This window comes from Microbulbifer variabilis, assembly GCF_052467165.1.
The window spans coordinates 2,040,762-2,053,789 of the sequence record NZ_CP174301.1 but is presented as its reverse complement, the minus strand read 5'-3'; the positions used below and the strand labels follow the sequence as shown (position 1 = coordinate 2,053,789).

The following is a 13,028-nucleotide window of genomic DNA, read 5'->3' as shown; positions in this document are numbered from 1 at the left end:
ATTTTTTTAGACTTACGCACTCCCAAGCCAACGGGCTAAGGTTTCTCTCAGTAAATCTTTACTTAAAGGCTTTGTCAGGTAGTCGTCCATTCCGGCGGCTAAGCAGCGCCCTTCAAACTGCTCTTCAGTAGTACTGGTCAGGGCAACAATTGGCAATCGATCGTCGGGCCGGTGTTCAGTTTCCCAGCGGCGCAACATCTCAATAATTTCCGCGCTGTGGTCAGTATTTTGCTGGCAATCTACCAACACCAGGTCATAGTGGCCTTCGGAGAGGCGAATAAGGGCCTCATCCCCATTGCCTGCAACATCCACCTGATAGCCTAAGGCCTGCAGCATTTCCTCTGTCACCCACTGGTGTGGACGGGACTCCTCTACCAATAACAGTGAATATTGACGTGGCTGATCAGCCCCCCCAGTTACTACTCTGCGTGTAGTTTTTTTAATTCCACCAAATATGCGCTCGACAATTACGTCATGTAACTCTTTGCGAGTCACTGGACGGCCGAGGTACTGAGCAGCAGGTACTGCGTGCTGTAGCTGGGCAAAGGAGGACTTCTGGCCAAACCCACCCAGGCAGATCACCGGACACTCCTTGCCTTCAGTGTGTGCCTTGTACATATACGGCGTTAACGAGTTAAAGAGCGTGTCATCTCCCATCGCCGGCACCAGGATTACCAGCTGATTGCGCTCCAAAGCCAGCTTAAGCAGCTTCTGTACCTCGCACTCGCAACCTTCACACCAACGCAGGGATTTCACATCCATACCAAACGAGCGCAATACCTGCACCAGCCCGGAAATAAACAGGCCCTTCTGGTGAATCAGCAATACTTCGCTATCCTGCAGACGGCGATCCGGGGTCAGGTAAGTGCGCTGGTTCGGCTCCATATCGAATTTGATTACCACTTGATAGCGATTGCCATCGGGAGTCGAGTGCAATTGCAGGTAGCCTCCCATCGCTTCTGCCAGCCCTTTGGCAATCGATAAACCCAGGCCGGTCGTAACCTGAGTGGTGTCCATTCGTGAGAAAGCACCGAACAATTCGCTTTCATCAGGGAGAATCTCACCACGCCCGTCATCCATCAGGGTAATATTCAACTGGCCTTCCACTGTCGTGATTGGCGTAAAGCTAACTTCCCCCCATAACTCACCGCGCTGGGCAATACCTGTTGCTGAATCTACCAAATTACGAATTAGCTGGGCCGTCTTGCGGTTATCCCCGGTAACCATTACTGGCAGATTGTCATCAATCTGGAAATTGAACTCCAAATCCTGGCCGTGGGCGGAGCGGGCGGCAAACTTAAAAGATTTCTCGATGGTTTTGACCAGATTAAAAGGTCCCTGGCGCAGGCGGATATCCTTTCGCGCCACTCGAGTGAATAACCCAACATTATCCACCAGCTTGAGCTGCTGACTATTGGCGGTTTTGGCAAGCTCAACCCACTCCCGCTGGCGGTCGCTGAGAGGCTCCGCTTCCAATAATGCCATTGCGCCAAGAGCATCTGATAGCTGGCTGCGAAACTCCTGACCGATATTAACGATAAACTCGTTAGTCAATTCCACCGCAGCTTCTGAGTGCTTGCGCGCGGCAGCCAGACTGCTGGCACGCTGCTGTAGCTCCTGCATGGCCGACAGTCGCTCCCAGTAATTTTCTGATTCGCGCCGCCCCTGGTGTGCAGTAAGCCAAATAAAAGCAAGGGTCAGGGTGCCGTAAATTGTGCCGAGGACCATTCCCGAGAACAGAGCCATCAGAGCGGCCGGCAGCAGAGAAGTGGCTGTAAACCAGGTGAGAAAACGATGATATGGAGAAAATACCGTAGTCACACTTGAGCAGAATATAACCGAGTAGATCCACAGAAAGTGCGTTTCAGGCGCAAAGCCCATCAGGTAGACAAAGTAAAACAGTGTCAAACCCCACCAAATGGAGCCAAGAATAGAGACGAAGAAATAATGGTTTCGCCAGCGGTTCGGTCCCGCGCTGTAAAGGGAGTCGAAGCGGAATACGTAGTAGCCCCTGATCAGGGTGAGTATCACCAAGCCCCCACCCAGGATCAGTAAAAGGCGCGGTGCTTCCAGGCGCATATCCCCGATTGTGGCGGCAATCAGGAAGGCACAGAGGGAGAGCAGCATACCCCGCCGGCTGTATTTAGCGATACGCATATCAGTGGCGCGACAAATACGTCGGTCTTTCTGAACCTTCAGTTCAGGGCGATCAAATAGTGGCATTGCGACCTTCCCTGGGAGATTGGGTATATAGTGACATAAAAGTCCCTACCCTATCCCAAGCACTTCAACCAGTACTGTTTTTATAATAAATCCAAGCAATCCGAGACCCAGTGCCAAAAACAGGATAAAGGTTCCGAACCTCCCCGCCTTGGAATCCTTAGCGAGGTTCCAGACGATAAACACCATAAACATGATAAGTGCGCCGATTCCCAACCACAGGGAATACTCTTCAAACTGCTCAAAAGTCATGCGGATCTTCACTTAAAAAATTGGCGCGCATTGTACAGTGCTTAGTGACTACTGGTAAGGCTTGCCAGAATACGGTCAGCCGGCGCTCCCCCCGGACATGACTAACTATTCACGCCCCTTGATAGTAGTCACCATCCTCCTGGGCGTGAGTGCCACAGCGCAAACGGCGCACCTCCTTCTCACGATAACGACTATCGTGCCAGCAACGAGGCAGCGGCTCACCAGACAGAAAGCACAGGTCAGTTTTGTCGAAAACCTCTGGATCCTGGATCTCCTCACCCCAGAGATAGCGGCCAACCACAGTTAACTCATAGGGATTTGAAAGCGTGACAACGTCAGCCACCTCAACCAAATGCTTGGTAGTTACATCTTTAAAAAGCATAGTGGCACCTATTTCCTCTTCCACACTTCAGTATAGGGCCTTTAGCGGCTATTCCGGCTAAATCTATATGCTTGTGGGCCGAAAATCTGGGATGAGGAGCAGAGCGCCCTACCCAAAAGGTATTCATTACAGAGGTATGCTGGGAAAGTCTTCCCGCTAAAAACCGACAGTGATCACTGGCAGCTTAAGCGGGAGCAGATAGGATTACCCTTCTATTGTCAGGCGAGCGGAGACCATACCTTGCTCAGCGAGCGCATCCAGATTGATAGTACGCACCGATAGCTTCTCTTTCATCAGCTGGTTGAGCCATGGCTGCAGATCCTGGTAACGCACCTCCTCAATCCAGAGGCGGATACGATTCTCCCCCTCCGGCTCAAAGCGCTTAATGGTAATCCGGTTGTTCTTTGCCGCAGTGGTCACCCTTTGCAAAAGAGTGCCCGACGCATTGCCAGCGGAACTATTAGGCTTGATCCGGGCAAGTACCGGACGCTGGGACTCCATCCATTGCACTAGCTCCTGGGCTTCTTCAGCGCGACTGCGAGACTCCTCAAAAAAGCCCTTGGCAGGACTGTAGAGGCCATAGACTATAAACAGGCCCCCAGCAAAAACAGCGAGAAGAGCGAGAGCGCGCTGGTCACTGGAAGACAGTGCCTGCCACTTCTGTTTCCACTGTTCAATTTGTTCTTTCATGCTTCAATAACTACCAATCTTATTCTGCACATCAATATGTCACTATCAGCGCACGCGCACCCGTCCGGATACACCTTTCTTCAGTTCATTGGCCCCGAGTAAGTCAGCTTTTAAGCCGTTACCAGACAACTTACTAACAAATGTATCAAGATCCGCCAGGTTAGAGGCCTGTAACTGCAACACCATTTCACCCCGCTGGCCATCAAAACGCAGGGATTGCAACTTGAGTTCCTTACCCCGTTGCTCTGTCCACACCTTACTCAGCTGTTGCATCTGTGTGGTAAAGGCGCCGCCTTGACTGCCCGCACTCTTAAGAAAACCATCCAACTGACGGCGCATTTGCGCGGAGGGTCGGGTATTGGGAAACAATTCAGTAAACATGGTGCGCGCCTGCTCTTCGGCCTTCCCAGCCTGCCACTGAAAATAAGCCCCTGCCCCCACAAAGAACAGCAGTTGGGCGGCAAAACAAAAAGTGGCAACTTTTGCTGGTTTCAGCCACCAGGCTCCTTCAACTTCTCCCCCTGAAAGCTGGTAGTCGCCGCTCAATAAACTACTGAGCTTGCCAGCTTTAAAGCGCTCCAGAAAAAGCTCTTCCGGGGCTCGCTGGTTGCGCTGTAGACGATCAGCAAATAGCGTCTCCAGTTCGCCTACAATCAGGTTATCACTCTCTTGCGCTCCCAAGAGCAGCAGGCTTTTCTCCTCAGCTTCATCCTCTACCTGCTCAGATTCTTCTAAGGTTTCGCTTTCCCCCAGTAAGGAACTGAGCATCGGCTGCAGGTATTCACGGCGAATTGAAAGCCCCTGCCCACTGTCTTGCCAGATATGCGCCTGTTCTCCATCTAGCCATAGAGCAAGATCGCCCTCGAGCAGACCGAGTAGCTGATATTCAGCAACCGCAGCCACCAGCGGCCACTGCAAGCGCTCAACCTGGCTGTGCAGCGCTTCCATTTTATCTTTGGCTATGGCATAGACACTGCAGAGATCACCATTCTGTGGCGTACAGACAAAATGCAAATCTTCAACGTCCTCCGCCAGATGCTCTTCCACCATATAGCCAATAGCATTGGCCTGCCGTCGTGCAGCTTTGGGAATAGTTTCCACACCGCTCCACACCCAGTTGCCAGGTAATAACAACAAGGCCTTGGCCCCATCGGCAAAGCTCAAGGGAGCAGTTTCCTGAGAGAACTCTGAAGTTTCAAATTCAGGGGTAAAAGCCGCAATAAATTCATCATCTAATGCAGCAGGCTGCCAGGCACCCCCCTGCCACTGATGGAGTGTGAGCTTTCTATCCGCATTTTCAGTGAGTCTCAGCATTACCAGCGATGGCTTTGGTGGATCCGCAGGCATGCCTATTTCATTCAGGCTTTTCTTTTTAAACATACGATCTTATTGACTACCTACTCTCGTTCTTCTGCCGTGCCGTCATAGTCGAGTAGCTCCTGCATCATTGCACCGGAAAATGTCCGGCGTTGGCGCTGCACTACTTTCACCGTTACTTCTCCGCCTTCCTCAAGCCGGAGCACAGTCTCCCAGTACTGGCGGTGGTCTTCGCCATCTCCCAATTGGACAGCGATACGCGCCAGAAAGTGCTGACTATGGAATACAAACGAATCTGTCTTGGTGATATTGATTGAGGATAAGTCCCCAGAGTTACTAAAGACCTCTCCCGATTCACGAAGCTGTTCCAGTTTCGAAATACTTGCTGAAGGGTCAATCGCCTCTACCAGTTCTTGGGAGGCAAAATTGATATTGATCTTGGATCCGGTTTCCGGCAATGCACATAGAAAAGGAGCAAGTTTTTGCCAATCCTCGGCTTCTATTCCCTGTACTGAAGACAATTCAGAAACATCACTGATCGAGGTATCCGGAGTACGGTGTGAGATATCCCTACCGAGATAGCCGTCATCTTCGGTTGCGGATGAGCGCGGTGTATCGTCGTCATCCACCCAATCGGCAATAATCACCGCCAACTCCGGTTTACCAGTGACATTACTCACCAATCTACGAAAAATATCAAACTGGTCATTAGCCGACCTATCAACAAGATTATTGACATTAAAACATGAATTTAAGCCTTTGATATTAATACGAATTTTTCCGTTATCGGGATTGAATTGCAACGCTGGAGAAGCCCAGGCCTCCAGAGCGTGGTCCGCTGCTTCCTCGGCTTCCTTATCCTCTTCAAAGTCTTTCAGCAGTGCCACTCGGCTCCAGGCTTCGGCCCCCTCAACAAACTCGGCCAGCTGGGTATTGGCAAGCAATGCGCCACTGCGATTAATGGATATTTGATCTCGAACGATCGCATGAGAGACCAAGGCAATAGCAATCACCATCACCAACAAGACAGTAATAAGTGCAACACCTCGCTGGCCACCAAGGATCTTCACAGTCGCCTCTCTTCGCACATGATTAATCGCCTCTACCAGGTTGAGAACCAGGGGGCTCTACGGTGGAGAAAGGAAATATCCGGCGAATCTCACCGTACTGCCTGGTGAGTAAGACAAACTCAATGGCCTTAGGTAAGCGGGGGTCTGCGCCATTAGGTGGGTTATTGTCATTGGAAGCCGGGGGCCATTGCGAAACCCACGCTTCGCTCTCTGGGTCGAAATAGCGCAGAGTAAGGCTCTCAACCCCCATCATCAGGGGCTCAACAATAGGCTCGGAATCCGGCCCCCGATCCAGCACCTGCCAGCGGCTTCGCAGCAGTAGCGCGCCTGGATCTTCCTCCTCCGCAGTGCTGAAAGAATCGCGCTCATCGGATTCCGGGTAGCCAATGCTGTACCCAAGGCGCTGCAGTTCCCCTCTGGGCTCAGCAGTCAGGTTGGCCGCGCCCAGTCGGGTAAACTCGAATTCATCTTCATCCCCGCGCAGTGCTGGCTCATAGCCACTGTAGGCATTCTTGATCGGCCTTGCCGTCAGCTGGCGAAGATCATCTTCCAGGCGGTATAAAGCCATAGAAAAGCGGCGTAATTCCTCCGCACGCTGCTCAACTACATGGTCTGTACTTCTAAAAATATCCAGCAGGGAGAAGGAGCCGACGCTGATAATAGCTACCAATACCAGCACAACCATTACTTCGACCAGGGTGAAACCAGACTGCGCTTTTAGTTGGCGGATCATCATTGCAGCTACTCCTGTGCCGCCCAGGCATCCAGTGTCAGAGTCGGGTTCTCCGCATCGGGATAGCCCACTTCGATGGTGATATGGCGAAGGCGCTCTTCACTGGTTGCTTCAACTCTTGCGGTCACTTCCCATTCCCGCTCAGCAAAGGTCACCTCCTCCTTTTGCTCACCGACGGGTGGCCAGGGTGTTTGCAATCGCACTTGGGAAAGTATTTGTTGTGCCACCCAGTTGGCAGCGAGCCGCTCTTCCATAATGCGTTGCTGGCGCACACTGCGCTGCATGGCCTGCAACACACTGGCTGCGATTACCCCAAATATCACTAATGCAACCAGGACCTCCACCAGGGTAAATCCCCGCTGGGCAGAAAATCGTTGCGCACTAAAATTCATCAGCCTGCCATTCCAGCTGTAAACCGTAGAGGCTGTTGTAAGTAATTGTCGCGCCACGAGCGAAGTCACCCTCATCAACCAGGTACATCACCAGTTCCACAGGCAGGACCTCACCACTGGACAAGGCGACAAAATGTGGCTTCGCGCTTTCCTCATCCGAACTCTCCTCCTCGGCAAACTCGGTAGACTCTGTCGATGGAAGTTCTGCCCCGGCAATCACCTCAAGGCGTACATTGGGAGGGAGCTCGTGAAGCGCGAAGCGCTGGCTGCGCTTACCGGCAGCAGCATCCGGCGCCTGCCAGGTCATGGTGGCGGGATTAAAGCGCACCACAGTGTAGGATTCCGGTTCCAAAACCACGCCATAGTGGCTCTTATCGATCAAGGCGCGATCTGAGATCAACTGTAGCAAAGCGGAGAGACGCCTAACCTCACCTTCCCATACGCGCACGCCGGAGCTACCCAAAGACATAACCGCCATCCCGGCAAGAGAGGCGATGATCACAATCACCACCAGGATCTCCACCAGGGTAAAGCCCCGGTTACGCGTGAATTTCAGTTGATTTTTCCGGCTGTACATCAGTTGTCGCTTGAACCGGATTTACAGGTCAGCGGCAAAAATATCAGCGTACTCACCTTCACCACCCGGTTTGCCATCGGCACCCAGGGAGAACAGGTCGAAGGGACCAGAGCTGCCGGGGCTGATGTACTGGTATTCATTACCCCAAGGATCTTTCGGCGATTTCTTCAGGTAAGGCTCAGTCCAGTTCTTGGCCTCCGGGAAACCTGACGGACGGGAAACCAGTGCCTGCAAGCCCTGATCAGAGCTGGGGTAAACGAAGTTATCCATACGGTACATATCGAGCGCTGTCTCGATTGCTCGCAGATCAACGCGAGCTGCTTTCATACGCGCCTCACCAGTCTTGCCGAGTACACTGGGCACGACCATGGCGCCAAGGACACCGAGGATTACGATCACTACCATGACCTCAATCAGAGTGAAGCCGCGATTTTTGCTTAGGTTTTGCATTTTTTTCTCCAAGTTCAGCCGTAAGCTGGGAACCCCAAGGGCCACAATATCCTTCGTGACCCCACTCTAAAATATTGACTCACTTCAAGGAAGGCATCCCCCTTCACCCGAGTCAGCAGGTATCAGAGAAACCCCGACAGAATCAGGATTAACAGGAGACACTGCCCCTAAGGCTTCTCTTTGAGCCTTACATGGCCAGTTCGTTCATGCCCATAATCGGCATCATAATAGCCATCACGATAAATAGTACGATAGCGGCCATCACCAGCAACATCAGGGGCTCGAACAAACTCACAAAAGCGGTAACCGCACCCTGTAAATCCTGCTCCTGGGACTCTGCCGCCCTTTGCAGCATCTCATCGAGGGTACCGGAGGATTCACCACTGGCAATCATGTAAACCATCATTGGTGGGAAATACCCGATATCTTCCAGCGCTCTGTGCAGGCTACCACCCTCGCGCACAGATTTCTGCGCGCCTTCCAATCTATCTTTCAGAAAATCATTGCTCATTACTCCGCCGGCAATGCCCATGGCCTGTACCAGCGGTACGCTACTCCCCGTTAAGATGGCCAGGGTTCCCACGTAGCGAGCGCTCTGGGCACCACGTACCATCCACCCTATTACCGGTAAATCCAGTAAGCGATGGTGGAAACGGTAACGTATTGCCGGGCGCTTGAGCAGAAAGACTATGCCTATGATGATGGCGCCTAATACCGGGGGCACCAACCAGCCCCAGGCAGAGATGAAGTCACTCAGGGTAACCAGGATTCTGGTAGGTACTGGCAATTCCTGGCCGGTACCAGTAAATACCTCGATCACATCGGGTACCACATACACCATCAGGCCGGTCACCACCAAGACACAAATAAACACCAGCACCGCTGGGTAGATCAGTGCCAGCTGAACTTTTTGCCGAAACTGCTGCTGGCCTTCCGTGTAGTCACCGAGGCGCTCCAGAACTGCATCGAGATGGCCAGAGTGTTCACCAGCCTCTACCGTGGCGCGGTAGAGCTTTGGAAAAGCGCGTGGGAAGCTCGCCAGGGCGAGAGCAAAACTATGCCCCTCAAGGATCTTGCCTCGAACCGCCAGAACAACCCTGCGAATTTTTTGGTTACGAGTTTGATTGGCGATTGCCCCGAGCGTCTCCTCAAGGGGAATACCGGCACGCAGCAAAGTGGCAATCTGACGTGTTAGCAGCGCCAAATTTTTAATGCTGAGGCCTGGGCTACCAGACATAAGTCCACCGGCACTCTTTTCAGATTGCTCAGTAGCAGGAGCCACATCCAGGGGTACCATCCCCTTGGCACGCAATTGTTGGCGCGCGGAACGGGCACTATCCGCCTCAAGGGTTCCCTTGCTCTTCCGACCGGATGCCGCAAGGGCTGTATACTCAAAAGCTGCCACTTTCAGGACTCCTGGGTAACTCGCATCACTTCCTCAAGGGAAGTCCTACCCGCCAGAATCTTGGCGATACCATCATCACGGATGCTCGGCCCCAATTTACGCGCTTCGGCCACCAGTTTGCTTTCCGACGCACGATCGTGAATAAGCTGGCGCATCACCTCATTCAACGGTACCAGCTCATAGATGCCAATACGGCCGACATAACCGCTATGGTTACACTCCTCACAACCGTTGGGGCGATAAATAATGGTTTCCGCATTTGGGTCCACACCGAGCACTTGCCGCTCGTTTTCATCGGCCACATGGGGCTGCTTACACTCTGGGCAAAGTACCCGCACCAAGCGCTGCGCGAGCACACCAATCACGCTCGATGACAGCAAAAAGGGCTCGATTCCCATATCCACAAGTCGGGTCACTGCGCCAAGCGCGGTATTGGTATGCAGCGTGGATAATACCAAGTGGCCAGTCAAACTTGCCTGAATGGCGATTTGCATTGTTTCGAGGTCACGGATCTCACCCACCATCACCACATCGGGATCCTGGCGCAGAATTGCCCGCAAACCGCGAGCAAAAGTCATATCCGCCTTGGTATTCACCTGGGTTTGGCCCACACCTTCCAGGTTGTATTCCACTGGGTCTTCAACCGTAAGGATATTTTTCTCACGGCTGTTAATACTGCCAAGGCCAGCATATAAGGTTGTGGTTTTACCTGAGCCTGTAGGTCCGGTTACCAAAATAATGCCGTGGGGATGGGAAAGCAGTTCCGACATTACACTGAGATCGCGCTGCGCCATTCCCAGCTTGCTCAGGTCCATCTTACCAGCCTGCTTATCCAGAAGACGCATAACCACACGCTCCCCCGCAGAAGAAGGCATGGTGGATACACGTACATCCACTTCGCGTCCAGCCATCAAAAGAGAAATACGGCCATCCTGGGGAACACGCTTTTCCGCGATATCCAGCTTGGCCATAACCTTAATCCGGGAGACCAGTAAAGGCGCTAGTGCACGGCGAGGCTGCAGTACCTCCCGCAGAACGCCATCAACCCTAAAGCGCACAACCAGCCGCTTCTCAAATGTCTCAATATGGATATCCGAGGCGCCCTGTTTAAGCGACTCGGCGAAAATTGCGTTGATCAGCTTAACGATAGGTGCATCGTCTTCCTGCTCCAACAGATCTTCAGTTTCCGGCAACGAATCTGCAACCGCGGCAAGATCCAAATCCTCACCAAGCCCCTCCACTTCCGAGAGGTTTCCTCCTTCACGGTTTTCATACAGTCGCTGTAGAGCAACCTGGAAAGCCTCTTCCTCGACGGCCTCCAGGCTCACCACAGCACCATTGATTCGCTGTACCTCGGCAACAGCCGAGGGATTCAACGGGGCCACATACTGGCATATAGGCTGGCCTTCCTGCTCCACTAACAGAACCCTGTGACGCTTGGCGAAAGCGTATGGAAGGCGGCGAATTATTGGAGTTCCTGTTCCTAGTTCAGCCGTCATTTAGATTCTTCGACCTCCAGCACCTCAACATCAACCTCACCTGGCACCCCCTCCAGGGCTTCCTCCAGGTTATCAACGGCATTGATAGAACCATCTACCGGGGCCGGGCTTTCGTTATAGGTTCCTGTTGGCGGCATTAAGTCAGGCAATGCATCTCCACGGTGCCAATCCCACAGCAGGCTTGTACGATCTTTGATATAGATCTGCTTCTGCTGCAGATCCATGTAACGTTTGCGGGTCTCCTCGTAACCTGCCACTTGCGTACTCAGGATCTTCGGCTTCAGGAACACCATCAAATTAGTTTTGAAGACTTCCTTTTTATTATTGCGGAACAGGCGGCCTATCCCTGGGATATCCCCTAACAGGGGTACCTTTTGCACAGAGTCTTTAACGGTATCTTCAATTAATCCACCCAGTACAAGTATTGCACCATCGTCGATGAGTACCTTGGTGCGTATTTCCCGCTTGCTAGTAATAATATCCGAAGCCCCGACAGCAGCATCAGCCGCGGCCGAAGCAAGGTTTTCAACTTTTTGCTCAATTTCCAGGGTTACAGAGTTGTTATTATTTACCCTTGGAGTCACTTTGAGTGTGGTACCAATATCCTCACGCTGAATGGTGGTAAAGGGATCATCATTACTACCCGACAACAGCTGTTCACCGGTGATAAAAGGCACATTTTGACCAACGAGGATCTCAGCCTCCTCATTATCCAAAGCCATAATTGTTGGAGTGGAGAGGATATTCGTGTTGCCTGCAGTGGCAAGAGCATTCACTGCGACACGAAGGTCGGTGCCACTCAGGTAACCTAAATGTAATGCATTCGCCCCAGTTAGACTTTCAAGAGGTAGTGAGAAAGGGTTGATATTTCCATCGGCATCTTTAGCCGGAAGGTTATTCCAGCCGGCAACAACATTATCATCCGCCCCAGCAATCCAGCTGATACCCAGCTCGTTATTGGTATTTTCATTAACCTCAACAATAATCGCTTCGATCAACACCTGAGCACGACGCACATCCAGACGAGCGATAACACCTTTCATGGTTTCCAGCAGTGCTGGAGGGGCAGTAAGAACCAAAGCATTGAGTGATTCATTGACTTGGATACTGACTTCAACATTCGCCGCCTGCTGATCTTTCTCAGTGTTCTGAATACTGCCACTCATACCTTCCAGGATTGGCTTGAGGTCTGCAGCATTAGAGTACTGGATATAAACCACCGCAGTATTGCCATCTCCATCCAGCGGCTGGTCAAGGCGAGCAATAACAGACCTGATCTGCTGGCGAGTTACCGGGTCACCGGTCAACAAAATACTATTGGAGCGTTCATCCACGGCAATACGCAACGGTTGTACTTCCTTACCAGCCCCTTTACCACCACCCGACTGCAAAAGATCGGTGAGAATCTGCTTGACCTCTTTTGCGGAGGCAAACATCAAGGGCACGACTTCAATATCAATTGCACCAGCACGGTCCAATTGATTAACCAACCTTACGATCTGGTCAATATTAGCTGCGCGATCCGCAATAATCAGGGTATTGGTATCAGCGTAAGCCGCTAGATGGCCAGTCTGAGGAATCAGGGGGCGCAGCATGGCAATCAATTGCGATGCGGAAATATTTTCCACCCGCACAGTACGGACTACCAGAGACTCAGCCGGCGCACGGGTGTTGGCATCAGCTACAGGAATCGCTTGCTGTTTTGCTAATGCATCAGGCACTACTTTCCAGGTTCCGCCCTGCTCTACAAGACTAAAACCATTTACCTGAAGCACCGACATAAAAACATCGAAGGCTTCTTCATGGGTCATGGGATCACCGGCAACAACGGTGACTTTTCCCTTGACATTGGGGTGAACAATAATATTTTTTCCGGTGAAATCCGCAGCCCAGTTAATCAGGTCACGAACATCCGCATTATCGAGAGAAAGGGTTACCCTCTCCGGGCCTTGAGCCAGCGTTGCAGTAGACACAAAAAAACCAAATCCGACCGCAATCAGCCGTCGATAAAACATCTTCATCATTATTTATCTGGCTCTAG

Annotated in this window: 13 protein-coding genes; all 13 read right to left on the bottom strand. The window is 52.0% G+C overall.

Going from position 1 to position 13,028, the window contains the following annotated elements:
- Positions 1 to 12: 12 nt before the first annotated feature.
- Positions 13 to 2,223 (bottom strand): hybrid sensor histidine kinase/response regulator, encoded by a 2,211-nt coding sequence (locus ACJJIP_RS09230; protein WP_020412886.1) that lies wholly within the window; start codon positions 2,221 to 2,223, stop codon positions 13 to 15.
- Between the two features lie 45 nt (positions 2,224 to 2,268).
- On the bottom strand, positions 2,269 to 2,472 hold the full coding sequence (locus ACJJIP_RS09225; RefSeq protein WP_020412887.1) for a DUF2788 domain-containing protein: 204 nt from the start codon (positions 2,470 to 2,472) through the stop codon (positions 2,269 to 2,271).
- A gap of 109 nt (positions 2,473 to 2,581) precedes the next feature.
- Positions 2,582 to 2,854 carry a hypothetical protein gene (locus ACJJIP_RS09220; RefSeq protein WP_020412888.1) on the bottom strand — a complete coding sequence of 91 codons (273 nt, stop codon included), beginning with the start codon at positions 2,852 to 2,854 and terminating at the stop codon, positions 2,582 to 2,584.
- 204 nt (positions 2,855 to 3,058) lie between these two features.
- Positions 3,059 to 3,544: a type II secretion system protein M gene (locus tag ACJJIP_RS09215; RefSeq protein ID WP_020412889.1), complete on the bottom strand. Its 486-nt coding sequence runs from the start codon at positions 3,542 to 3,544 to the stop codon at positions 3,059 to 3,061.
- Positions 3,545 to 3,589: 45 nt separating this feature from the next.
- Positions 3,590 to 4,924: a type II secretion system protein GspL gene (gene gspL, locus ACJJIP_RS09210; RefSeq protein WP_444946722.1), complete on the bottom strand. Its 1,335-nt coding sequence runs from the start codon at positions 4,922 to 4,924 to the stop codon at positions 3,590 to 3,592.
- A 17-nt stretch (positions 4,925 to 4,941) separates the two neighbouring features.
- Positions 4,942 to 5,931 (bottom strand): type II secretion system minor pseudopilin GspK, encoded by a 990-nt coding sequence (gene gspK, locus ACJJIP_RS09205; RefSeq protein ID WP_444946721.1) that lies wholly within the window; start codon positions 5,929 to 5,931, stop codon positions 4,942 to 4,944.
- A 22-nt stretch (positions 5,932 to 5,953) separates the two neighbouring features.
- The gene (gene gspJ / locus ACJJIP_RS09200; RefSeq protein ID WP_444946720.1) at positions 5,954 to 6,667 is read right to left on the bottom strand and encodes a type II secretion system minor pseudopilin GspJ; all 714 of its coding nucleotides are present in this window, start codon (positions 6,665 to 6,667) and stop codon (positions 5,954 to 5,956) included.
- Positions 6,668 to 6,672: 5 nt separating this feature from the next.
- Positions 6,673 to 7,056, bottom strand: a complete 384-nt coding sequence (gspI, locus tag ACJJIP_RS09195; RefSeq protein WP_020412893.1) for a type II secretion system minor pseudopilin GspI — start codon at positions 7,054 to 7,056, stop codon at positions 6,673 to 6,675.
- Positions 7,046 to 7,633, bottom strand: a complete 588-nt coding sequence (gene gspH, locus ACJJIP_RS09190) for a type II secretion system minor pseudopilin GspH (RefSeq protein WP_020412894.1) — start codon at positions 7,631 to 7,633, stop codon at positions 7,046 to 7,048. Before gspH ends, gspI begins: the two co-directional genes overlap by 11 nt.
- A gap of 21 nt (positions 7,634 to 7,654) precedes the next feature.
- Positions 7,655 to 8,083, bottom strand: a complete 429-nt coding sequence (gene gspG / locus ACJJIP_RS09185) for a type II secretion system major pseudopilin GspG (protein WP_020412895.1) — start codon at positions 8,081 to 8,083, stop codon at positions 7,655 to 7,657.
- Positions 8,084 to 8,270: 187 nt separating this feature from the next.
- A complete protein-coding gene (gene gspF / locus ACJJIP_RS09180; RefSeq protein WP_020412896.1) occupies positions 8,271 to 9,488 on the bottom strand; it encodes a type II secretion system inner membrane protein GspF in 1,218 nt (405 codons plus the stop codon).
- A 2-nt stretch (positions 9,489 to 9,490) separates the two neighbouring features.
- A complete protein-coding gene (gene gspE / locus ACJJIP_RS09175; protein ID WP_444946719.1) occupies positions 9,491 to 10,987 on the bottom strand; it encodes a type II secretion system ATPase GspE in 1,497 nt (498 codons plus the stop codon).
- Positions 10,984 to 13,011, bottom strand: coding sequence for a type II secretion system secretin GspD (gene gspD / locus ACJJIP_RS09170; RefSeq protein WP_020412898.1), 2,028 nt, complete (start codon positions 13,009 to 13,011; stop codon positions 10,984 to 10,986). Before gspD ends, gspE begins: the two co-directional genes overlap by 4 nt.
- Positions 13,012 to 13,028 lie beyond the last annotated feature (17 nt).